Origin of the sequence: Pricia mediterranea (genome assembly GCF_032248455.1) — a bacterium.
In the GTDB taxonomy this organism is placed as follows: Bacteria; Bacteroidota; Bacteroidia; order Flavobacteriales; family Flavobacteriaceae; genus Pricia; species Pricia mediterranea.
The window spans coordinates 334318-358147 of the sequence record NZ_JAVTTP010000001.1 but is presented as its reverse complement, the minus strand read 5'-3'; the positions used below and the strand labels follow the sequence as shown (position 1 = coordinate 358147).

17 protein-coding genes are annotated in these 23830 nt (G+C 46.8%); 11 read left to right on the top strand and 6 right to left on the bottom strand.

The features are described from left to right. Positions 1-144 precede the first annotated feature (144 nt). From RQM65_RS01415 to RQM65_RS01395, 5 genes are all read right to left on the bottom strand, one after another. Complete coding sequence (locus RQM65_RS01415; RefSeq protein WP_314012191.1) at positions 145-2376, bottom strand: TonB-dependent receptor; 2232 nt, start codon at positions 2374-2376, stop codon at positions 145-147. 104 nt (positions 2377-2480) lie between these two features. Continuing rightward, positions 2481-2948: a hypothetical protein gene (locus tag RQM65_RS01410; RefSeq protein ID WP_314012190.1), complete on the bottom strand. Its 468-nt coding sequence runs from the start codon at positions 2946-2948 to the stop codon at positions 2481-2483. A gap of 121 nt (positions 2949-3069) precedes the next feature. Further along, entirely contained in the window at positions 3070-7200 is a 4131-nt protein-coding gene (locus tag RQM65_RS01405; protein ID WP_314012189.1) for an amino acid adenylation domain-containing protein, read from the bottom strand. Next, on the bottom strand, positions 7197-7448 hold the full coding sequence (locus tag RQM65_RS01400) for an acyl carrier protein (protein WP_314012188.1): 252 nt from the start codon (positions 7446-7448) through the stop codon (positions 7197-7199). The genes RQM65_RS01405 and RQM65_RS01400 overlap by 4 nt, the downstream gene beginning before the upstream one ends. Next, the gene (locus RQM65_RS01395; RefSeq protein ID WP_314012186.1) at positions 7448-9019 is read right to left on the bottom strand and encodes an amino acid adenylation domain-containing protein; all 1572 of its coding nucleotides are present in this window, start codon (positions 9017-9019) and stop codon (positions 7448-7450) included. Before RQM65_RS01395 ends, RQM65_RS01400 begins: the two co-directional genes overlap by 1 nt. Positions 9020-9411: 392 nt before the next feature. On the opposite strand from RQM65_RS01395, the gene RQM65_RS01390 reads away from it, so the two are divergent. The 10 genes from RQM65_RS01390 to ppk1 all read left to right on the top strand — a co-directional run bounded on the left by RQM65_RS01390 (position 9412) and on the right by ppk1 (position 22119). After that, positions 9412-10674, top strand: coding sequence for a HupE/UreJ family protein (locus tag RQM65_RS01390; protein WP_314012185.1), 1263 nt, complete (start codon positions 9412-9414; stop codon positions 10672-10674). Positions 10675-10690: 16 nt separating this feature from the next. Then, positions 10691-14737: a non-ribosomal peptide synthetase gene (locus tag RQM65_RS01385; RefSeq protein ID WP_314012183.1), complete on the top strand. Its 4047-nt coding sequence runs from the start codon at positions 10691-10693 to the stop codon at positions 14735-14737. Between the two features lie 105 nt (positions 14738-14842). Beyond that, the gene (locus tag RQM65_RS01380) at positions 14843-15541 is read left to right on the top strand and encodes a 4'-phosphopantetheinyl transferase family protein (RefSeq protein WP_314012181.1); all 699 of its coding nucleotides are present in this window, start codon (positions 14843-14845) and stop codon (positions 15539-15541) included. Between the two features lie 129 nt (positions 15542-15670). Beyond that, positions 15671-16210: a bifunctional pyr operon transcriptional regulator/uracil phosphoribosyltransferase PyrR gene (gene pyrR / locus RQM65_RS01375; RefSeq protein ID WP_314012180.1), complete on the top strand. Its 540-nt coding sequence runs from the start codon at positions 15671-15673 to the stop codon at positions 16208-16210. A 3-nt stretch (positions 16211-16213) separates the two neighbouring features. Further along, the gene (locus tag RQM65_RS01370; RefSeq protein WP_314012178.1) at positions 16214-17140 is read left to right on the top strand and encodes an aspartate carbamoyltransferase catalytic subunit; all 927 of its coding nucleotides are present in this window, start codon (positions 16214-16216) and stop codon (positions 17138-17140) included. A gap of 108 nt (positions 17141-17248) precedes the next feature. Further along, positions 17249-17581, top strand: coding sequence for a ribonuclease Z (locus RQM65_RS01365; protein WP_314012176.1), 333 nt, complete (start codon positions 17249-17251; stop codon positions 17579-17581). Then, positions 17578-18483: a ribonuclease Z gene (locus RQM65_RS01360; protein WP_314012174.1), complete on the top strand. Its 906-nt coding sequence runs from the start codon at positions 17578-17580 to the stop codon at positions 18481-18483. Before RQM65_RS01365 ends, RQM65_RS01360 begins: the two co-directional genes overlap by 4 nt. 195 nt (positions 18484-18678) lie before the next feature. Further along, a complete protein-coding gene (pdxH, locus tag RQM65_RS01355; protein WP_314012172.1) occupies positions 18679-19326 on the top strand; it encodes a pyridoxamine 5'-phosphate oxidase in 648 nt (215 codons plus the stop codon). 180 nt (positions 19327-19506) lie between these two features. Then, entirely contained in the window at positions 19507-19992 is a 486-nt protein-coding gene (locus RQM65_RS01350; RefSeq protein ID WP_314012171.1) for a SixA phosphatase family protein, read from the top strand. Next, positions 19993-22119 (top strand): polyphosphate kinase 1, encoded by a 2127-nt coding sequence (ppk1, locus tag RQM65_RS01345; protein WP_314012170.1) that lies wholly within the window; start codon positions 19993-19995, stop codon positions 22117-22119. It begins immediately after the preceding gene. 9 nt (positions 22120-22128) lie between these two features. Here ppk1 and RQM65_RS01340 read toward each other — a convergent pair whose 3' ends face one another. Further along, the gene (locus RQM65_RS01340; protein ID WP_314012168.1) at positions 22129-22710 is read right to left on the bottom strand and encodes a MiaE family protein; all 582 of its coding nucleotides are present in this window, start codon (positions 22708-22710) and stop codon (positions 22129-22131) included. Between the two features lie 245 nt (positions 22711-22955). On the opposite strand from RQM65_RS01340, the gene RQM65_RS01335 reads away from it, so the two are divergent. Then, on the top strand, positions 22956-23825 hold the full coding sequence (locus RQM65_RS01335) for an EboA domain-containing protein (RefSeq protein WP_314012166.1): 870 nt from the start codon (positions 22956-22958) through the stop codon (positions 23823-23825). The last annotated feature ends 5 nt before the right edge of the window (positions 23826-23830 follow it).

The window sequence follows — 23830 nt, the reverse complement described above, 5'->3', positions numbered from 1 at the left end:
GGGACTGGGTATCGTGTACTGGATTTTGCGTTGTGGGTTCAAAAGGTCAGGTATGAAATGGAATTGGAGACCGGGGAAGAACAAAAAAAGAGCAGGATACCTTGGTATACGTGTACCCTGCTGACATTGTTCTATCTCAAAGTTTCAAAATGTTACCGAAATTTTCCCCCTCAGATAAAAAGGGATACCGGGGGTAAAATGGATTTCCTCGACAGATTGTGGTTCATTGAACAGTCGGCTTTCCGTGGCGAACTGGGTCTCGTTCCATTCGGTGTCGAAGAGATTCTCGATGATGATGCCCAACGTCCAGTTTTTGTGTGAGTAGTTGAGGTTCAGGTCGGTCACGAAATAGCCTTCCGCGACAATTGAATTATCTTCGTTGGCTGGCCGATCTTTGACATAACGATAGCTGATACCACCTGAAAATTTATGAATATCCCTAAACGACAGTCCCGCTGAAGAAGTGAGTTCTGGGGCTAAAGGGATATAGTTTTCCCCATCGGGCTCTTCCGTACTTCGGGCATGGGTATAGTTGATGTCGCCGTTGGCGTACAGCCCATCGGTCAATTGATAGCGCAAGCCAAGGTCAACCCCGTACCTACGTGTTTTCCCGCTGGGTTCGACGATGCCGGCATCCCCGACATATACGAATTCCTGCTGCAAAAACAGGGTCCACAAGGCGGCATTAACGACCAATTTGTCGATGGGCTTCAGGATCGTGCCCAGGTCCGCGCCGAAGGCCAGCGGCAAAATATCTTCCCCGGTATCTGCGATGACGACTCTCGTGTCGTTGGAGTGGAATCCGATGCCCGATTTGGCGAATAGCTGCACAGAGGGACTCGGAGCATAGATTACGTTCAGCTTAGGGCCTAAAAACAGTTTGTCCTGACTATTGGAATCATAGGTCTCCGTTAATAGGTTGACATAGTCAAATTTGAAATAATCCAAACGCAATCCGGGATTGATAGTCCATTTGTTTCTCTTATAGGTGAGGTCAAAAAATCCATAACCGTTTACCTCGTCGACATTCCCGTAGGCCAATCGTTCCAACAACATCTGACGGTCGGCGGTACGGGAGAGCTGAACGTCGTTGACATCGTCGTAGCGAAACCCGATGCCTGCCTCATATTTCAATTGGGAGTCATGGTCGCCCACATGGATCGAATGTGCATAGGCGGTCTCCGCGCCGATGATCGTACGATCTTCGTATTGGCGTATCTGGTCGCCATTTACCGGATCTTCCAAGAAGAAGGTAAAGTTCGAGAATAGCTCGAAATCGTATTTTGAAATGTAGGCTTTTGACCGTACGCTTGAATGCTCATCGAGCTGGTTGGTATGATTGATCAAAAGGTTCGATCGGCTCGTCTTCCCACCCTCGGTATCGTCGATGGCCCCGAACCTGCCTATCAATCCCTGGTCGATGGCCCGCTGGGGAATCTGTCCCGATGCATCCCATTTGCTCTGAAAGTGCGACAGGGTAAGCGTTAGGTCCTGGTCTACGCGATTGCTATAATTATAACGTCCCATCAGATTGATGCGGTTAAAATTTTGCGAAGATTCGAAGGGACCGTCGGTCAGCACGAGCTCGGAAGCCACATAGGCATTGCTAAAATCGCTTTCCGCCACCTTGAACATCCCCATCGTACGAAGGGTATTGAACTGGCCCGCTTCCAAGGAGACGGTATTTTTATCGATTTGTTTCCGAAGTTTGAGGTCGATATAGCCAGCGGTATTGAAGTTTCCCTTATAGGCATAATAGGGTCCCTTTCCGAAGTCGATATTATCGATGGTCTCGGGAATGATAAAATGCATATCCGAATACCCTTGACCGTGGGCATGCGAAACCATGTTTACGGGCATGCCATCGACATCGATGGCAACATCGGTGCCATGGTCGATATCGAAGCCGCGCAAAAAAATCTGCTCCGCTTTTCCGCCGCCGGCATGTTGGCCGATGATGAGTCCCGGTACCTTACGCAGGATTTCCTGCGATGATTTCACGGGGTTGGTCTTGATATCGACGTTGACGAAATTGCTCATCGCGTTCACTTTGGAGACCAGAACGACCTGATCGAGCGATACCGCCGATTCGATCATGGTGATATTAACGGTGCCGTCCAGTTGATTTTCGGTAACCGTCACCTGTTGGGTCAGATATCCAAGGCTGTAGAATCGAACGATATCGCCGACGGAAATATCGTCAAGCTCGAAATAGCCCGAAACGTTGGTATAGGTGTATGCGCCGGTGGACTTGTTATAGACCCCGACCCCTTCAAGGGCCTTGGCGTCTTCCGAGGTTACGGTGCCGCTGAGTTCGTGGGCATGAAGAGCACCGAATGCGATAATAGTAAATAGAGTGAGTATATATTTCTTCATTTTAGAGTTTTTTGTTCCTTGTTATCCATACCGGATGTTCCGTGAAGAAATGGATCTTTCTAAAAGGTTTCGGTGGATACAAATTTTTTTGGATGTGTTTTCTACTATGCGGAAATTGACTGCGGAGGTTCTTCGGGAGGGGTGAAATAGCCTGTTTTGACCTTTTGTTCTATCACAATGGAATTTTGGGAAGTCGCTAGGGGCACTATTTTTAGTAGGATGACCCGTTGTGAACCGATATGATTGTCCCATTTGATAAGGATAAGCGCCGTATCATCTCCGGGATGTTGTTCATCGGAGGCCCTGAAAACGGAATCTATCAGGTCGAGCAGATGGTGCCGGTGGTCGGTGGTAACCGAACGGTGTTCGTTATCGCCGTGGATTCCGTGGTCATGGTCTGCCGCATGCGGATGGGAAAGGAAGGTTTCGGGCGATTCCAGCACATGCGAAATTTCATGGAATACGCTGCTGATCTGTCGGTGCATCGGGTTCGCCAAATAGCAGATGCCGATGAGCAGGGCCATGTATTTTAACAGGAACGGCTTTGAGCCTTTTTTCGTTTCCTTTTTCATTTATGTCGTTGCCCTTTAAAGCTTTGGGTCGGGCTTGGTGCACCAATCACTTCGCGCCGTTTACCAACCGCTTTGCCCCGTGCACATCACAAAAAAAGCGCCTGGCCCGGGCATGCGGTGCTTAGCTATTTTCCAACAATGCGGTCAAGGTCTCCTCGATATAGTTCGCATATTCGGCAATGGTCGGATGCTCAAAAATTTTGTTCAACGGAAATTCCGTTTCGACTTCCTCGTTGATCCGTGCCGTGACCCGTATAGCGGCCAAAGAATGCCCGCCCAATGCAATGAAATCATCGTAAATACCCACTTTCTGAAGCTGAAGCACCTCCTTCCAGATACGTTCCAACAGTTCTTCGATTTCGTTTGTAGGCGCGGAGTAGGGGGCTTCCAAGGCCAGCTGCGCGCTATTGAGTTTTTTCAAGGAGTTTTTGTCCACTTTTCCATTTTTGGTCAGCGGCATGGTGTCCAAAGGCTTGAATATCGTGGGTATCATGTAATATGGGAGTCTTTCGGACAGGAACTTCTTCAAATCTTTGACGGAGGCATCCCGGTTTCCGGTAAAATAAGCGACCAGCCGTTCGGACTGGGGATATTCGGTATCCAAGCTTTCATATCCGATTTCGTCCATGATTCTTTTGACCTCGGGCTCGTCTATGGACTCGTTGATTTCTTCCAGGCTTTCATCGCGGGATTTGTGGCCCAGGCGAACGTCCCAACTATATGGAAAAGCGTAATTGCTGTACCCCTCTTCCTTTTTATGTACATAGATGCCGACCTGATTGATCAGGCAATTGGTCGAGCGTCCGGTGTCCGTCGGTCGCACCCATCCTATTTTATCCTTTAGGTAGGCCAACAATTCTTCCAGACTCACGTCGCTATATCGGTAAAAATCAACGAATTGTACTTTTTCAAAAACAGCATCATCTTCAAAAACGGAAACATCCAACAGCCTTTTAACGGCATCCGATTCGCGATGATATAGTTTTCGGGCCTCTAAAATAGTGTCGTCTATTTTTACGGTATCCAAAGCATCGTCCCAAAAAAGCTCCTCGGTCAACCGGGTCTCGAAGAACTGGCCCCGTGAAAGTCCGGTCACGATAAACGGAATCCCTTTTTCTAAAGCGAGCTGGGTGCTCAGCGTATAAATGGTCTTAAAACAACCGTTGCAGACATTGTGGTGCCGGTGCAGGCTGTCAACAAATATTTCGTCCATATGCGGTGTCGCGCCGTACACGTGATCCACGCCCAATTTTGTTACGATACGGTCGACATTGGCCTTGGCCTGATCTGAAATGTAACCATTGTCCATGGTAAAGGCCAAAACGTTCAGTCCCATATTTACCAAGCGGGCCAGCACGTAGGTGCTATCCTTGCCTCCGCTCAAAAGGGAGATACAGTCGTACTTGGGGTTTTCATCACGTTTCGAGCTCAAGATCCGCACAAGTTCATCATCGTTTTTAAAGTAGCGCTTTACCTTTTCTTCATAGTTCAAGAAGGCGGTGCAAAGCTGGCAGATGCCCTGTTCGTTAAAGTCTATGTTGGGATAATTGGATGGTAGGCCACATTGGATGCAATTGACCACCTCGTTTTCCTGTATTCGTTTCTTGTCTTCCACCAACACCACGGCACAATTATCAATTGCAGGATGCGCGGTGAGGTTAGCCTCAATATCGGATAGTTCGATACGGTAGCCCCGAAGTTTGACCTGATCGTCAATTCGGCCCAGATATTCAAAATCCCCAGTAGCATTTATGCGGGCCAAATCTCCGGTATGGTACATTTTCCCATCCTCGGTAAAAGGATGGTCCACGAATTTCGTCGCTGTCATTTCGTCGGCATTAAGGTAGCCTTTCGCAAGTCCTGTTCCGCTCAGATAAAGTTCGCCGATAACCCCTTTTGGTACCAAGTTCAAATGCTTATCCAAAACAAACGCCTGCATATTGGCGATTGGTTTTCCAATAGGTACGGACGTGTCATTATGTTTCTCGATATCGAACTCACCGACGATACAGCCTACCGTCGCCTCGGTCGGACCATATTCGTTATAGATTTTTAAATCCTTCGGAAAGTTGGACGCTATCGATTTTGCAAGTAGCACCTTAAAGTCCTCGCCTCCGACAATCATCGTTTCTACATGCGATGCGCTTAAATTACGCTTTTGTAACAAGGCCAAATGGGACGGAGTCAGTTTAATGACATTCACCAAATTATCATCGATCACTTGTAAAAAAGCCATATCCGGCCCGGTATTATTTTCTTCATAAACGATAATCCGCCCGCCATTCATCAACGGCAGGAAGGTAGAGGTCAAGGTCAGGTCAAAACCTATGGAAGTGAACAACGGGAATACCGATTTTTTATCGATTCGATATTGATTTCCGGCCCAATTCAAATAATTGGAAATCGCCGCATGGGTTATTAAAACCCCTTTCGGGCGGCCTGTACTTCCCGATGTATAAAGGATGTAGGCAAGGCTTTCAAGATTCACCGCCATCCCTAAACTTGAGGTTGCTTCCTTTGACAGCCTGTGTTTTTCTTCGGATAACGCTAGGACGGGAATACCGACTGAACCAAGTTTTTGCCGCAAACTTTTTTCCGTCAGCACCAAGGAACATCCGGAATCTGAAAGTATATAGGCAATACGATCCAAAGCTTGATCCGTCGCGATGGGAACAAATGCGCCCCCGGTTTTTAAGACCCCGAGAACACTGATGATATATTCAGAACCCCTTTGGAAATAAAGGGCAACCTTATCATCTTCATTAACGCCTTTTTTTCGTAGATAATGGGCCAGCTGATTGGATTTTTTATTCAGGTCGGCGTAGGTGAAAGCCTCTTTGCTGGATTGCAAGGCTACCGCGTTCGGATGCTTGACCGCGATATTTTCGAAGCTGGTTACGATATTGGGAAGAGTTTCAAGAAAGGCGCTGTTCTTATGTAAAAGAAATTGGCGTTCTTCGGGAATCGGTAAAGCCGGTTTTCCGATCGTAGTGTCTAAATTCCTTAACAAGGCGTCGAGTATCCTGAGGAAATGGTGCGGCACCCTTTGAATCAGTTCCTCATCGAAAGTACCGTGATTAAGATCGAGAAATAGACGGATTTCCGAATCGGGGTCATAATCCATCACATGACATCGTATTTGATGCTTGCTATCGATATGCCCCGTATAGATCCATTGTGAAATAGTTTCAAAACCGTTAAAATCAGGGAAACTGGTGTGAATGAAATTCAGGACCGCGTTGAAATTCTTTTCTTCACCTTGTTCTATCGTAGGTTGTAAGGCATTTTTTAAGCTCTCGTTGTTATCGCGTCTAACCCGGCTAAGGAGGGTTCGAAAGGTATCATCTTCTCTCACCTCGGTACGCAAGGGATAGACTTCAATGAAATACCCCACAGTCTCGCGAAATTTTCTGGATACGCGATTGTGCAGGGGCGCTCCCAGAACGAGTCTTCTTTGGTTACTTACCCGGTACATGAAAACAAAAAGAAGACCGGATAGTATGGTAAACAAGGTTTGTTGCTCGGTAAAGCCCCGAAGGTCCGGATGCCTAAGAAGCGCCTTTAATTGCACCGAGCGTTCTGAACCCAGGCGAATAGGAATGCGGGTGGCCTCGGTCGTTCGGTACTCGGACTTGACCCCGTAAAAAGCGGGCATCTCTTTCGAGTTGGAACCGTTGATGGCATTGGCTCCGGATGTTGGACCAAAGGGATTTGTTCGTTCCTGTTCGGCTTCGACGTACTCTAAAAAAGACGGAATATCCGCTCCCGGTGTCACTGTCGTTTCATTTAAAAGAGCGGCATAAAGACTGGACATTCTCTTGAACACGATTTTTCTTGAAACGCCGTCGGTGACCAAGTGGTGCATATTAAGATACCAGACGTATCTATTTTCATCAATTTTAAGTAGGGCGCTGTCAAACACCCGATCAGATAACACCAAGGGCAGCTGGCTACGTTGCAACAACCATTTCGAAATAGTTTCAGTGTCAGGGTTCGGAGAAAAATCGATGAGGGGCAAGTCGAAATCGACTGTCTCCCTAACGTATTGATACGGAATGCCTTCTTCTTCCGAAAACCGGATGCGGAAAGCATCGGTACTGTTTAAAAGGGTCTGTAAAGCTTTTTTGAATTTAATGAGATCGATCTTCCCCCTTATATCGTACGAACAGGCCGTGTTGTACAAAGGAGCATCCGGGTGAATTTTTTGACCCGCCCATAGCGACAGTTGACCGGTTGTTAGCTTTCGTTTCATTTGTTTTTTGCTTGATCCAGTTTCTCCGACAGATAGTGGCTTATACTTTGGATCGTATTAAAATTTTCGACTGTCATATCTTCCGGGGCAATTTTTATTTTGAATTCCCGCTCAAGAAATACAGTGAGTTTGACCATACCCAAGGAATCCACAATACCATTTCCTAACAGATCTTCATCAAATTCGATATCGGTCAGCGGACTCATGGATATTTCGGTTTTGATATAGGATATAATTTTTTCATTCATCAAAAAGAGGCTTTAAGTAGGGTAATGATTTGGTTACGATCGGTTTTTCCGGTGCCAGTTCTCGGAAACTCGTTTAGGATTACGATTTTTTGCGGTACGGAATAGGGGGGGAGCCGGGCTTTGCAAAAGCGCATCAGATCTTCGGGGCGTCCAACGGTGGCGTTTTCAAGTCGCACCACGGCCGTGATTCCGGTCTCTTCGGCCTCATCGTTCAGAATCGTCACTACCACTGTTTCTTTTACGACATTGTTTTTCAGGAGTACGGTTTCAATTTCATCGAGCTCTATGCGATAACCCCGGAGTTTTATCTGTCGGTCGTTTCTACCCAAAAACATGAGTTCGTCCTTGTTATTTTCTAGAACGGTATCCCCGGTCCTATAATAGATGTGATCATGGCCCGGTACGGTTTCAACCTTAAAGAGTGAGTTTTCGGTTCGCATCCTATCGTTCCAGTAGCCCATCATAAGTGTGGCCGTACGGACCACAAGCTCACCGGACTCTCCCTTTTCTACTTCCTCATCGTTTTCGTCCAAAATTTTATATTCCGTATTGCCCCAGACCGTTCCCAAAGGGATGGGATCATCGGTCTTGGGCGGTTCTTCGATTATATAATAGGTACACCTGAAAAGTTCGGAGGGTCCATAGGAATTGATGTACTTGGCATGCGGCCATTGCTGCATCAGCGCCCTCAAATACTTTACGGGAAATATTTCGCCCCCGAACCTAATCCAACGGAGAGCGCTAAAATCATGATTTTCTATTGCACCATGTAGTAAAACCTGTACCAGTATCAAGGGTACAGAAAACCAGATGGTAATTTTTTCTTTTGCTACCAGTGCCGAAAGGCTTGCCGGTAGTTTCACGTACGCATCTGGAAAAATAACCGTAGTCGCTCCTACTAAAGGTCCTGAAAAATAACCAAATAGCGATTGGTCGAAGTGCAATGGGGCAAAATTTCCGATTCGATCACGGTCATCCGAACCATGAAGCTCGGCCTCCAACCGAGCCAAGGTCAAAATATTGTGGTGCGAATGCATGATTCCTTTCGGCGTTCCGGTAGAGCCTGAAGTGTAGAGAATCGATGCCAGGTCCTCTTCCAAGATCCGCCGGGAGGCGAAATCCGTAGCGGACTTTGAAAATATAGCTTCCCATGAAACCGTCTTTACCTCAAGTTCGTCCGAAACCCCCAATATGGAGGTAAGGGGATGCACCTCTTTTGATATTCCCCGAATTTTTTTCGATTGCGAGGGTGTGGTAACCAGTTGCGCGATGTCGCAATCGTTCATTATGATAAGGGTTCTTTCCAGCGGTAAAAAAGGGTCAATGGCAACAAACGCCCCGCCCGATTTAAGTACTCCATAAACGGCTACGGCCGTATCTAGACAACGGTTCATATAGATGCCTACGCGATCGCCCTTTTGCAGTCCGTTTTCCCTGAGACAAAAAGCCAATTGGTTCGCTTTTAGATTTAGGTCTCCGTAGGTGATGGCATTACCCGCACAGGTAAAAGCCTCCTTTTCCGGAAAAAGATCGGCCGTTCGCTCGATCATTTGAGCTAGATTATAGATCATCTATCTTGTTTAAGGTGCTGGCCCAAAAAAATCATAGTATACCGCCTCGGCCATCTACTATCTTGGATCATTCGGGTGTCAGAGGATAAAGGTAATTCTAGATTTTTATTTTTTCAAAAAACTCAAGGGTTCATTGGCTTGTTACTGAGCTTTACATCGAAAAAGTAGCAATAAAGTACTATTATTTAGAAAATAATGTAATATTTATAAATAAAATTAATTTTGTTTAAGGCTTTGAGTACTACTATTTTCAAAAGTTCTAACTATCTAGGGTTAGAGGCATCATTTTTAATGTTTTGAAATTTAAATAAAAGGTTAAACAAAAATTGAGGACAATTTGAGGTATGGTCGATCCGGGCCAGGCCGAAAGTTGAAACCATAACAGCAACCAGATGAAAAAAATTACGGGTCAACTCATTTTTATCCTTTTGTTCCTTATTCCGATTACCGTATTCGCACATCGACCAGATCGAAGTCTCATTTATCTCAGGGTCTATGAAACCGCTGGAATCGAGGGGCGTTTCGAGATTATGGCCACGGATCTGGACAGGTATCTTGGCCTTGAGCTCGGGAAACATCCCTCAGCGGGGGAGGTCGCGGTATATCGGGATAGGATACAGGAATACCTCCTTGAGCATAGTGGGTTTACCTCCGTCTATGGAAAGCATAAAATAATATTTACCGGAGAGATCAGTACTTTATACATCGATTTCGGGTCGTTCGTCGCCATTCACTTTGAGCTCGACAATACCGAAAAAATACCCGACCGGTTGGAGGTCACCTATTCCGTATTCTTCGATCAAAATCCACTGCATTCGAACGGGTTGGGCATGGAATATAACTGGAAGGCAGGACTCATCAATAACGAAAAAATTATAGCCCTTGAGTTCTCCCCAAAACAAAGCACAAAGACGTTGGATCTAACCGATACCTCGGTTTGGAAGGGATTTGTGGCCATGGTCGAGCAGGGAGCCTGGCACATTTGGATCGGGCTGGACCATATTTTATTTTTGGTTGCCCTGATTCTTCCTTCGGTAGTCCGGCGGAGAAAAATAACCTCGGCATCCGATAAGCTTAAGGCCATAACATCGGTTTCTCCTGGTTGGAAGTGGGTGGCGGTACAGAAATTTAAGCCCGCATTTTGGTATATCATAAAAATCGTAACCTTTTTTACCATCGCCCATTCCATAACCTTGAGCCTAGCCTCTTTGAACATCGTGAACTTACCCTCAAGATGGGTGGAATCGATCATTGCCTTTTCCATCGGTCTTGCCGCCTACCATAACATCAAACCCATTTTCATATCTAGGGAATGGGTGATAGCGTTTGTTTTCGGTCTGTTCCACGGATTTGGTTTTGCCACCGTACTTTCGGAACTGGGATTTAAGGGTGAAAATCTTTCCTTATCTTTATTAGGTTTTAATATCGGGGTAGAACTGGGACAGATAGTCATCATCATGTTGATATTTCCGGTACTGTATCTCATTCGAAAATCGAAACGCTATCCGAAATTCATGGTATGGCTTTCGATACTACTTATCATAATCTCATTGTACTGGTTCATTGAGCGCGTCTTCGATATCGACATGCCATTGGACGAGTACATTAACGGAAAACTACTATTCCCTATCGCCCGATTCTTAGGGTTGGTGTAAAAAAGTAATACGACTTTTGAAAAAAGAAACTGAAAACACTTCTGTTTTAAGTCAATGGAAAAAAAGGGAAAACAAGGCACCGGTTCGGACGCCCGTTCCCAAGGTACCCAAAGACGCTCCCGTTCCACTAACGAGCGGACAGCAAAGGCTATGGTTTTTGCAGCGCCTGCTTCCGGACAACCCGGTGTACAACTATGCGGAAGGTCTTATTTTCAAAGGTGCATTGAACCAAACCGCGTTCGCCGAGAGCCTGCAACAGGTCTTTAAGAAGCACCGAATCCTAAGCGCTTATTACCCCTATGAAAACGGCAGTCCCGTTCAGTCCGTTAACGAAAAATCAGAGATTGAACTGAAACGGTTCGATTTGAGCGCTCTTCCCCAGGATGAACGGGATAAACAAAAATCGGATATTCTAATGGCCGATGCAGGTCAAGCTTTCCATTTGGACGAATTTCCCCTCGTACGTTGCACTTTGATAAAATTGGATAACGAGGAATACTTTTTTTTGCTGACCATGCACCATATCATATTCGATAAATGGTCCATGGATATCTTCTTGAAGGAATTGGCGATGTATTACATGGCCTTCGGTACCGATAGGGAATTTGATGATAGGAAAAAAGATGCCCTTCAGTTTGCCGATTACGCCTATTGGCAAAGGAATAGGGGATTGGATGCCTCCCAGATAGATTACTGGCGAACCAAATTGTCGGGGAAGATTCCTCTGCTGGCCCTACCGACCGATTTCCCCCAGCCCGCAAATCCCTCGTATAAGGGCACCTCTTATCGGACCAAATTTTCTCCGGCGCTTTCCAAACGGGTATTGGATTTGTCGAAAGAGATGGAAACCACGCCTTATGTGTTCTTGCTTTCGGTCTTCTACGTTTTGCTTCATAGGTACAGCGGTCAAAAGGATATCCTGGTCGGATCTCCTATTTCTCTCAGGAACGATAGGGTCTTGGAAAATCTTATCGGTTTTTTCGATGAGACAGTCGTATTAAGGTCCGACATAGCTCCTGAAAAAAGATTCACCGATTTCGTAGCGCAGGTGAAAAAGACAGTGCTAGAGGCTTTCTCAAACAAGGATGTACCCTTCGAGGCCTTGGTCAAAGCTCTTCGGCCCGAGCGTTCCTTAGGCGTAAATCCGTTTTTTCGGGTGATGTTCATTTATCACAGTGCCAGAATTGCCCCCTCGTTCGGTGGCGATCTCGAGATGTCCCATTCGTTTTTCAACCCGGGAGTGTCCAAATTCGACCTTACCCTATATGTAGCCAATGAAGACGGAAGGCTTTCATCGGGGTTCGAATACGCTAGTGATTTATTCCATGAATCCACGATCATCCAGTTTCAAAAACACCTTACCTTGTTGCTGGAGGTACTGACAGAAGATCCCCTGCAAAGAATAGCGGATATCGACATGCTTACAGAATGGGAGAGGGCGGTCTTTCTCAAAGAACCGGATGCGATCCGTAATGCTTTCCCCTCCGATTCCGCTATACACCATATTATTGAAGACGTTGCCAAAACCGAACCCGATAAGACGGCCCTAACATTCGATGGGGAATCGATATCCTACGCAAGCTTGAACCAAAAAGCTGAACTGGTTGCTCTAGCCTTGCTCGCTAAGACCAATAAAAGTAACGAGAGTATAGCGTTGTGTACCGAAAGATCGATTGAAATGATCATAGGCATGTTGGGTATCTTAAAAGCGGGCTGCGCGTATCTGCCCATCGATCCCAACTATCCTTCCGAGCGGCTCGATTTTGTTTTAAAGGATGCGGGGGTTAATATTATCCTGACCCAGCACGCCCTGGCCTCTCTTTTCAAGGAATCGGACAAAGACCTGATTTTTCTTGGTTCCATTGAAAAACCGGTCGGACCAATATTGACGAAATTACCCCGGGTATCCTCCGATGCCCTTGCCTATATAATCTATACTTCCGGTAGTTCCGGGCAGCCTAAAGGGGTTTCGGTTTCACATGCAAGCCTTATTAATTCTACGGAAGGCAGGTTAGATTTTTATCCTCAAAATCCAGATGTCTTTCTGCTGTTGTCCTCCATTTCTTTCGACAGCTCTAAAGCAGGAATTTTCTGGACCCTCTGTACCGCTGGCAATCTAGTCATTACCGAGAACCGTATCGAGCAGGATATTTTAAAAATCACAAAATTGATCCGAGAACATGCTGTAACCCATACGTTGATGCTGCCCAGTTTATATAAAATGGTCCTGGAACATGCGGAGACCGATACATTAGAAAGTCTGCAAACGATCATAGTAGCGGGGGAGGCCTGTGGCCCCGCTGTGGTGGACCTTCATTTCGATATACTCCCCCGTACCTCACTGTACAACGAATACGGCCCGACCGAAGCCTGCGTTTGGTGTATGGCGCACCAGATCGAGAGAGAGGATGTAACAAGGGGCGTTCCTATTGGAAAACCGGTTGCCAAAGCGGAAATTTACCTTTTGAACGAAAGCTTGAACTTAGTGCCCTACGGAGCGGTTGGGGAAATCTTTATTGGGGGTCCGGGGGTTTCGGAAGGGTATATCGACAGACCGGAACTTACGGAGGCCGCGTTTGTTCAACATCGATTTAATACCAATAAGATTCATCGATTATACCGTACGGGCGACCTGGCCCGCTATCGAAAAGACGGGGCTGTGGAATTTCTGGGAAGGCTCGATATGCAGGTGAAGATTCGGGGGCATCGTATTCAATTAGAGGAAGTTGAACGGGTTTTGTTGAACGACCCTTCCATTAAAAATGCGGTAGTTCTCGTACAAGAATCAGATCTGCCAACTGCCTGGCAAGTGATAGCCTTTATTGTACCGGCCGGTAGCTTTGATGCGGATAGGGTAAAACGTGGCCTGAAATCGAGGATCCCGGATTATATGGTGCCGTCCCGATTAATTACCATTAACGGGCTCCCGCTCTTGCCGAACGGAAAAGTTGATGTCAGGGCGTTGCGCGAATTGGGAAAATCGAAAGGAGGGGCAAGGCCCGATGAGGTCACAGCTGCTACGAATGCAGTGGAAGAAAAACTGGTGGGAATTTGGGAGGAAGTCCTACATGTGTCCCCCATCGGAATCCATGATAATTTTTTTAGGATCGGCGGGGATTCTATATTGAGCATTCAAGCAATCGCAAAAGCTCGGGCAGCTGAAATAGATTTGTCGCCCAACCAATTTTTCGAATATCAGACCATAGCCGAGCTGGCGCATTTCTTGATGTCCGAAAGCGACGACCCTGATACCGAAGAAATAACCGAGGGATTTAAACATGTGGTACCCATCAGGGCCACCGGCTCGAAACCCCCTCTTTTTTGTCTTCATTCGGGCGGGAGTCATTTCTTTTTTTACAACCTCTTGGCCGAAAACCTTTCTTCCGACAGACCGGTGTACGCCGTACAGGCATCGCGCCACGAGGGTAAACCCATCCTACATCGCAGTGTCGCCGAAATGGCAGTGGATTTTATTGCGGAAATCAAGAAGGTACAAGCCCACGGGCCCTATCATCTTCTTGCGTACTGCTTCAACACCGCGATTGGAATTGAGATCCTTAGAAAACTTGAAGCCGAGTCCGAATCCGTCAACCTTATCATTGCCGATACCATGGCTGACTATCTAAGTATGTTTTCGGCCTCTAGGACCAAAATCAGGATCTTGGCATTCCTGCGAAGGTTCAAGAAGAATCCGTTACGAACGGTCGGGAGATTGTTAAAGAGTAAGGTAATTAAGCCGCTGACCCGTAAAATTAGGTACATAGCCAGTAGCGGTAGCCAAAAGACAATCCAGCGATTACACGATAATCACCTAAAAATATACGCCGATTACACCTGGAAGAAGGCAGAAAGCGGCATACAATTACTATTGAGCGAAAAAAAGGATGTCGAATTCAACACCAAACTAATCGCCTCTTGGGAGAAACTTAGCAACACGAAGGTCAAGGTAGTGCCTGTGGAAGGACATCATGGAAGTCTCTTTCTGACACCTACGGTAAAAAGTACGGCCCAAAGTCTAAAATCGTGCATGGAAGACTTCGAGAACCTGAGTGATACTTCGTAAGCCCGCCCGGTTACCTTACGCGGGAGCGCTCGCATCTCGGGAATTCATTTGCCGGATAGGTCGGGATTAGGTATTTTCGTGTGCAAGCATTAAGCGTTTTCCAAAATGATACTGCCCGCACATGAGGTCCACCTCTGGCATACGAAGGTCGATGAGCTTTCTACGGATATGGATTTCTATAAAAATCTGCTTTCCCCGGCGGAAATACAAAAAGCGGACAGTTTCAAATTTGTCAGGGACAGGAGGGTTTATACCTTGGCCAGGGGACTACTTCGAACTTTATCGGGCCGCTATCTGAATCGCGTCCCGGCCCATATTACTTTCGATGAAGGGGAATATGGAAAACCCTATTTTAATTTTGACACCGCTATTAAATTCAACATTTCACATTCGGGAAATCGAATTGTCCTTGCCTTTGTCAGGAATAATGATATCGGGGTCGATATCGAAAGTATTAAAAACGATTTCGAGGTGATGGAGGTTGCGCGGCATTTTTTTTCTTCCGATGAGATTCTTGTTTTGGAAGCCTTACCGGAAAAAGCGAAGGTCGCGGCATTTTATCGCTGCTGGACCAGAAAGGAATCTTTTATAAAGGCCAAGGGCATGGGACTCTCGCTTCCGCTAACTTCATTTTCCGTATCATTGGATGTCGAAAGTGCAGAGCTTTTACGCACTGCTTGGGACGCTGCCGAAAAATCGGAATGGTATATGTTCGGGTTTGCACCTGATGATAGATACATAGGCGCGCTAGCGGTACGGGGACATCTCGCTTCCGTACGGCAAATGAAATGGGTCGATAAATAAATTTTTCGATTTTCAGGGCGAAATTTTTCCGCTCCCATAAGGTGTCCTCCAAAATACGGACGTATCGACAAATTTGCGACATTGTAGTAAGAATTCCCTATTTTTGCTCCACTAAAGGGATTGGTGAAAATGGGTCAAAAAGTATTGTTATCCGAAAAGGAAATCAACATCATCCTCCACCGTTTGGCCTGTCAATTGCTTGAAAACCATCTGGACTTCAAAGAGACAGTACTGATCGGCATACAGCCGAGGGGCATCTTTGTGGCCAAAAGGCTGACCCAAATTCTGAGGGAGGAATACGGGGTGACCCGGATTCAAACCGGCTATTTGGACATCACTTTTTATCGCGACGATTTCCGACGGGGCGATAGGGTCTTGGAGGCCAACAAGACGGATATCGATTTTTTGGTAGAGGACAAGAAGGTGGTCTTGATCGACGATGTGCTTTATACCGGAAGAAGCATCCGCGCCGCGTTAACGGCCATGCAATCCTTCGGAAGGCCTAAGGAGATTGAATTATTGACCCTTATCGACAGGCGCTTTAGCCGGCACCTGCCGATACAGCCCAATTACCGGGGCCGACAGGTCGATGCCATTAACGATGAACGGGTAAAAGTCATGTGGGAAGAAAACGAAGGGGAAGATGTAGTGTATTTGGTAAACGGATAGCGTATGAGCGAGCTAAGTGTCCACCACTTATTGGGAATCAAGTATCTGAACGAAGCGGACATTGACCTTATTTTCGAGACGGCGGACCAGTTTAAGGAGGTCATCAACCGCTCGATCAAGAAAGTGCCCTCGTTGCGCGATATCACTATTGCCAATATTTTTTTCGAGAACAGTACGCGCACGAAGCTCTCCTTCGAACTGGCCGAAAAGCGCCTTTCCGCCGATGTCATTAACTTTTCCGCGGGACAATCCTCCGTCAAGAAAGGGGAGACCCTAATCGATACGGTGAACAACATTCTATCGATGAAAGTTGATATGGTGGTGATGCGGCATCCGAATCCCGGGGCGGGCATCTTTCTGTCCAGACACGTAAAGGCGTCCATCGTCAACGCAGGTGACGGGGCGCACGAGCATCCGACCCAGGCCTTGCTGGATTCCTATTCCATCCGTGAGAAATTGGGCGGTGTTGCCGGTAAAAAAGTGGTTATCGTTGGCGATATTCTACATTCCCGGGTCGCGCTATCCAACATTTTCGCCCTAAAATTGCAGGGAGCAACGGTCAAGGTATGCGGTCCCCGGACCTTGATGCCCAAGCACGTGGAATCCCTAGGCGTGGAGGTAGAGCCGAATCTAAGAAAGGCCTTGAACTGGTGCGATGTGGCCAATATGTTGCGCATTCAAAACGAACGTCTGGATATCAGCTATTTTCCTACGATAAGGGAATACACCCAGCAGTTCGGCGTCAATAGAAAGTTGTTGGATAGTTTGGATAAGGACATTGTCATCATGCATCCGGGCCCGATAAACAGAGGCGTGGAAATTACGAGCGACGTGGCCGATTCCAAACAGTCGATTATTTTGAACCAGGTAGAAAACGGGGTCGCCATCCGGATGGCGGTATTGTACTTATTGGCCTCCAAAATAAAATGATCAAGAAAATATCGGCGCTGAATGCAGAGCCCCTGATTTCATAAACCTGTCTGCCGACAGTCACGCCCATAAACCCATAAACCCATAAACCCATAAACCAAATAAACTATGATCTTCGATTCCGATGGAGCCACAACGATAGTCTTTCAGGAAGATATCTCCCTTCAGAAATTCCTAAAAAACCTGAACGAGGGCTTTCCCAAAATAAAGAACGACCATATCATTGTCAACCTGTTCTCTTTTTCAAATCTGACGACAGACGATTTGATGGAGTTTTATCAGCTTTCGGATACCCACCGAAAGGCCGAAAAATCTTTCGTTTTGGTCACTGATAAGGTCCCCTACGACCAAGTGCCCGAGGCGCTGATCGTGGTGCCCACCCTACAGGAAGCCCAGGACATTATTGAGATGGAGGAAATCGAGCGGGATCTGGACCTATGAAATTGACCATCCTCGGTTGCTACGCCGCCACGCCGCGGACGATGACCAATCCCACCTCCCAAGTCTTGGAAATCCAGAATCGCATGATGCTGATCGACTGCGGTGAAGGTACGCAGGTACAGCTAAGGAAGAACAAAATCAAGTTTTCACGCATCAATCATATTTTCATCTCCCATCTTCACGGCGACCATTTTTTCGGATTGCCCGGTCTGGTCTCCACCTTCAGGCTGTTGGGAAGGACCAGGGAACTGCACGTCTACGGTCCCAAGGGCATCAAAGAGGCCATCACCCTTTTGATGAAGCTGGGGGATTCGTGGACGAACTATCAGCTAACGTTCCATGAGCTCACCTCTAGAACGCCTGAGCTTGTCTTTGAGGATGACAGGATAAGCGTAGAGACCATTCCCCTGAAGCACAGGGTGTACACCAATGGATTTCTTTTTCGCGAAAAACCGGGTGACCGTAAATTGGATATCGAAGCGGTAAACGCATATGGCATTGACAAGGCCTATTTTCGCAGTATCAAAAAAGGAAAGGATATCGTTTTGGAGGATGGCCGAACCATTCCCAACAAAAATATGACCTTCGATCCCCCTGAACCCAAAAGTTATGCGTATTGCAGCGATACCGGCTTTAAACCGGATATGGTCAATCAAATAAGACGGGCCAGTGTGCTCTACCACGAATCCACCTTTCTGGAATCGGAAGCGCATTTGGCACCAAAAACCAAGCACTGCACGGCAAAGGAAGCCGCTACTATCGCGCGGAATGCCGGTGTGGGAACCCTGATACTGGGGCATTATTCCACGCGCTATAAAGCCATAGCACCCTTTAAGGAAGAGGCGCAAGAGATATTTGAATCAGTGGAATTGGCGGATGATGGGAAGTTTTTTGAGTTTTAAGGGAATCCCTATTCGGAATTTATCAGGTATCGGTATCTTTCCCACCATTTTTTCTTGCGAATTGAAGGCTCCCGTTTTCTTTTTTTCCTATCTTTTGCCCAACTTTGTTTGATTTATGCCAAGTCCCTTACCCGGTCCGTTGGTCCGTGATTAGGAAACAAGGGAGTAGCCAGTTAGATGACAGAAGGAATGCATATGCCAAAAGACCTTGCCGATTACCGAAAATCCTACGAAAAGAGCGAGCTGACGGAAGATACGATTCCCGAGACGCCGATGGCGCTTTTCCAGACCTGGTTCGATGAGCTCGAAGCTTCAAAGGGAGTAGAGGAGCCCAACGCGATGACGGTTTCGACCATTGGGTCGGACGGGTTTCCGAAGAGTAGGGTAGTGCTGCTCAAAAAGTTCAGCGAGAAAGGTTTCGAATTCTACACGAATTACCAGAGCGAAAAGGGAACGGCCATTGCCAACGTACCGCAGCTCTGCCTTTCGTTCTTTTGGCCGAGCCTTGAACGGCAGGTCATTATCAAGGGCCGTGCGGAAAAGCTTTCCGCTCAAGAATCGGACGCCTATTTCAAATCCCGCCCCGACGGCAGTCAGCTTGGCGCGTTGGTATCCGACCAGAGCAGCGTTATCCCCTCAAGGGGGTTTCTGGAAAAGAAATTGAAAGGGCTGGAAAAGGAATATCGGGACAAGGAAGTTCCGCGTCCCGATCACTGGGGCGGCTATCTTGTACGACCGGAATCCATCGAGTTTTGGCAGGGTAGGCCCAACAGGTTGCATGACCGCATCCTATATACCTTAGACGATGGGATGAATTGGAAGATAGCGCGCCTCGCACCTTAAAGTGCCATAGTTACAGGCAACAGCGTACAAGTTTTGCTCGTCAATAAACGCGGTCGAAGATACCAATGCCCTCCCAAATAACCCCATAAACTTATAAATTCATTACATCCGTAAACACGTAGACCTACAAACAAAATAAACTGATAAACCCACAAACCCATAAACTCAATAAACTTAACTATGAAAACATTAATACTAGTACGCCACGGTAAATCGTCATGGGAGTATTCCGTAGACGACAAAGACCGACCGCTCAAGGAAAGGGGAATCGATGACGGACATCTGGTTTCCGCAGAGCTCAGATCCCAAGACCTCTCCATCGACGCTGTCTTTTCCAGTCCCGCGAACCGGGCCCTGCACACCTGTTTGATATTTTTACGGCAACTGAACTTTCCTTTTATAAATTTCGAGGTCACCAACGATCTATATGATTTCTCGGGGGAAAGCGTGCTTAAATTCATTCAGAAGCTCGACGACCGTTTCGATACCGTGATGATTTTTGGCCATAACGAAGCTTTTACGAACGTGGCCAATACCTTGGGAGATTCCCAAATTGAAAAGGTGCCGACCACGGGGCTGGTGCAACTGGATTTTGAGGTCAATAATTGGTCTTCTGTTACCACAGGAAAGACTGCGCAAACCTTGTTTCCAAAAAAACTTAAATAGATGACAAAATCAAAATACCAATACGTCAACCGGGAAATCAGTTGGCTACAGTTCAACGCGAGAGTCCTTCAGGAATGTACCGACAATAACGTACCCTTGATAGAAAGGCTTCGATTTCTTGGAATTTTCTCCAATAACCTCGATGAGTTCTTTAAGGTACGCTATGCCACGGTGAAGCGTATCGTCGACGCCGGGAAGACGGGCAAAAGTGTCTTGGGCGGGGAGAAGGCCAAGGATTTATTGGAAGAAATCACGAAAATTGCGATAGAGCAGCAAAGCAGGAGTGTCGAGGTGCTGAAAAAACTGGTAAAGGAGCTGGAAGAGCAGAATATTTTCCTGTTGAACGAGACCGAACTATCCGAGAAACAGGGCGAATTCGTCAAGAACTACTTTATACAGAAGGTGAGTCCCCAATTGATGACCATCATTCTCAACGATTTAGCGGAATTCCCCATGCTAAAGGATACTGCCGCTTACCTTGCGATTAAAATGATCCTAAAGGGAGACGACCGTACCCGGCAGACCTATGAAAAGAGGGAGAAACGCTATGCGCTTATCGAAATCCCCAAAGGCATCGACCGGTTCATTGAATTGCCCAAGGAAGGCGACAGAAGTTTTATCATTATGTTGGATGACGTGATCCGGTATTGTCTTGACAGTGTCTTTCCGATGTTCGACTACCGGTCCATCTCCGCGCACATGATCAAAATTACCCGCGATGCCGAGCTCGATATCGACAACGATCTCAGCAAAAGTTTTATCGAAAAGATCTATTCGAGCGTCGAGCATCGTAAAATCAGCGATCCGGTACGTTTCGTTTACGATAAGGCCATTGAAAAGGATACTTTGGAATTCCTTAAGGAAAAGATGGAGGTAGAAGATACCGACAGCGTCATTCCCGGGGGGAGGTACCATAATAAAAGGGATTATATGGGATTTCCCAGTTTGGGAAGAACCGATTTGATGTACGATAAAATCACCCCTTTACCGGTCAAAGGCCTTAGTCTGGAAGGAAGCCTCTTGGAAAAAATTGCCGAAAAGGATTATCTGCAGTATACGCCGTACCATACCTTTTCTTATGTAATCAAGTTCTTGCGGGAAGCCGCGCTAGATCCCAAGGTTAAAGCCATCAAGATAACGGTGTATCGCCTGGCGAAAGATTCCCAAGTGGCGGCCTGTCTGTCCAACGCCGTAAAAAATGGCAAACAGGTCACCCTGCAGATCGAGTTGCGGGCCCGATTCGACGAACAGGCCAACATACGATATGCCGAAGAACTCCAGGCTGAGGGAGTGAAGCTGAACTTTGGGGTTCCCGGTCTCAAGGTGCACAGTAAAATCTGTCTGATCGAACGCGAGGAAGACGATGACATTAAACGCTACGGATTTATAAGCACGGGTAACTTTAATGAATCTACCGCCCGCATATATACCGATTATACTTTATTTACGGCTCATGAACCGATTTTAAAGGAATTGAACAAGGTGTTCGATTTCTTTGAGACGACCTATAAGATCAACAAGTACAAACATTTGGTAGTCTCCCCGCATTACACGAAAAAGTTTTTCAAAAAACTGATCAATAACGAAATCAAGAATGCCAAGGCCGGAAAAGAGTCGTTTATAAAGATAAAGATGAACAGCCTTACCTCGTACGAAATGGTAGATAAGCTATACGATGCCAGTAACGCCGGGGTGAAAATCCAGCTAATTGTAAGAGGTATCTGTTGTTTGGTGCCGGGTATCAAGGGAATGAGCGAGAATATCGAGGCCATCAGTGTGGTCGATAAATTTTTGGAGCACCCTCGGATGTTTGTTTTTTGCAACGAAGGCGATACCAAAATATACATCTCCTCCGCGGACTTCATGACCCGAAATCTGGTCAATAGGGTAGAGGTCGGTTGCCCTATTTACGACGAAGATATCAAACAGGAACTTTTGGATACGTTCGAAATTTCTTGGAACGACAATGTCAAGGCGCGGGTATTCAATAAGGCCCGGAATAATGCCTATCGAAAAAACGATAGGCCGAAACTCCGGTCCCAGTTCGCGATGTACGATTATTACGTGGAGAAGCTGGCACCTGTGGGGCAGTCGTCACAGACAAGTTCCATTGCCGAGGAGGTCTAAATGACTTTCTCAACCATGAATGGTTTCGTTTTTTCCCAGATCCTTCATGATCGAGGCCTCATATTCGAGTAAGTCTTCCCACTTGCGATCGACTTCCTGACGGTCGCCGTACTGGCGGGCAAACTTTAAGAACATCGTATAGTGCCCCGCCTCGCTGATCATCAGTTTGTGGTAGAACTCTGCCAGTTCACGGTCCTCAAGTTCTTCCGATAGCAATCGGAAGCGTTCGCAGCTACGGGCTTCGATCAAGGCCGCATATAAGAGCCGGTGTACCATTTGCGTGGTGCGGCTACCGCCTTTAGGGAAGAATTTAAGGAGTTCGACGACGTATATATCCTTACGGTCCCGTCCCAATGATTTTCCGCGTGCTACAATTCGATCGTGTACCATTTTGAAATGCCCCATTTCCTCCCGGGCCAAGGCCGTCATCTCCCTGACCAGCTCGGTATATTCGGGAAATCCTATAATTAAGGATATCGCCGTGCTTGCGGCCTTCTGCTCGCAATAGGCATGATCGGTCAAGATTTCGTCGATATTCTTTTCCACGATATTCACCCATCGCGGATCTGTGGGAAGTTTTAGGCCTAACATCAGCTTACTTTTTTATGGGTAATTCCGAACTTCGTCTACATTCGACATAAACTTCGGCCGGAATTGCCTTTCCTGCAAAAATAGGGAAAAGGTTGGGGACTGGTAGACGAAGGACTTAACAAGATTTTGTATATCAACAATACCCCATCTCCTTTATAATAATTAGCTTTGTTAACAGTTATTTATTATGGCACTTTCCAATGCTTAATTTAACCCTCGCCAAATTGGGGTCTAACGTTTCATTTATGGATGTTAATCGGACAAATGAACTAAAGTCGCTGCTGGATGCAACAATCGATTCGGACACGGCCGCTTGGTTGCAACAAAAATTAGCCGAGATTATCGATTCGGAATCCACCAAAGATCTCTACCTAACCTATAGTCTTTTGGGCAATAAGTTACGGTCCGCAGGTTCTTTGAATTACAAAACGATAGACAATGCTGCCTTAAAAGAATATTTGACCAGACATAGCGCCGATGCCCTGCAAGTTGCCCGCATATATTTGTTATCGAGAGTGCTGGAAGCGAACGGTGATTATTTTCGGCCTAAAGTGGCCAACCTGATTCAGGTGGCGGATACCGGAGAGCTGGAGACTTTTCTTAAATTCCTTACGCTGTTGCCCCATCCCGAAAATTATAAGCAGACCGCCGTGGAGGCCCTGCGTACGAACATCGCAACGATTTTTGATGCGATCAGTGCCTACAACCCCTACCCGGGAAAATATTTCAACGACCGGCAGTGGAACCAAATGTATCTGAAGGCCGCTTTTATGCAGCAGGACCTATCCCGTATTTTGGACGTGGACAAGCGGGCGAACGCCGACTTGGCGCGGATTATATCCGATTATGCCCATGAGCGATGGGCAGCATCCCGCGATGTAGATCCCCAGTTTTGGAGACCGGTCGCCGAATATTTGGACGAGGGCCTTCTCAAGGACATGGAGCGCCTATTGCAAAGTGAAAATCCCGCAGAAAATAAGGCGGGAGCCTTGTGCTGTTTCCGCTCGAATAAAAAGGAGGCCAAGGAACTGCTGGATACGCATCCCGAACTTAAAAATGCAGTGGCCGACGGAGAAATTACTTGGGCTGACCTAAACGATAAGAACAACTTATAATTTTA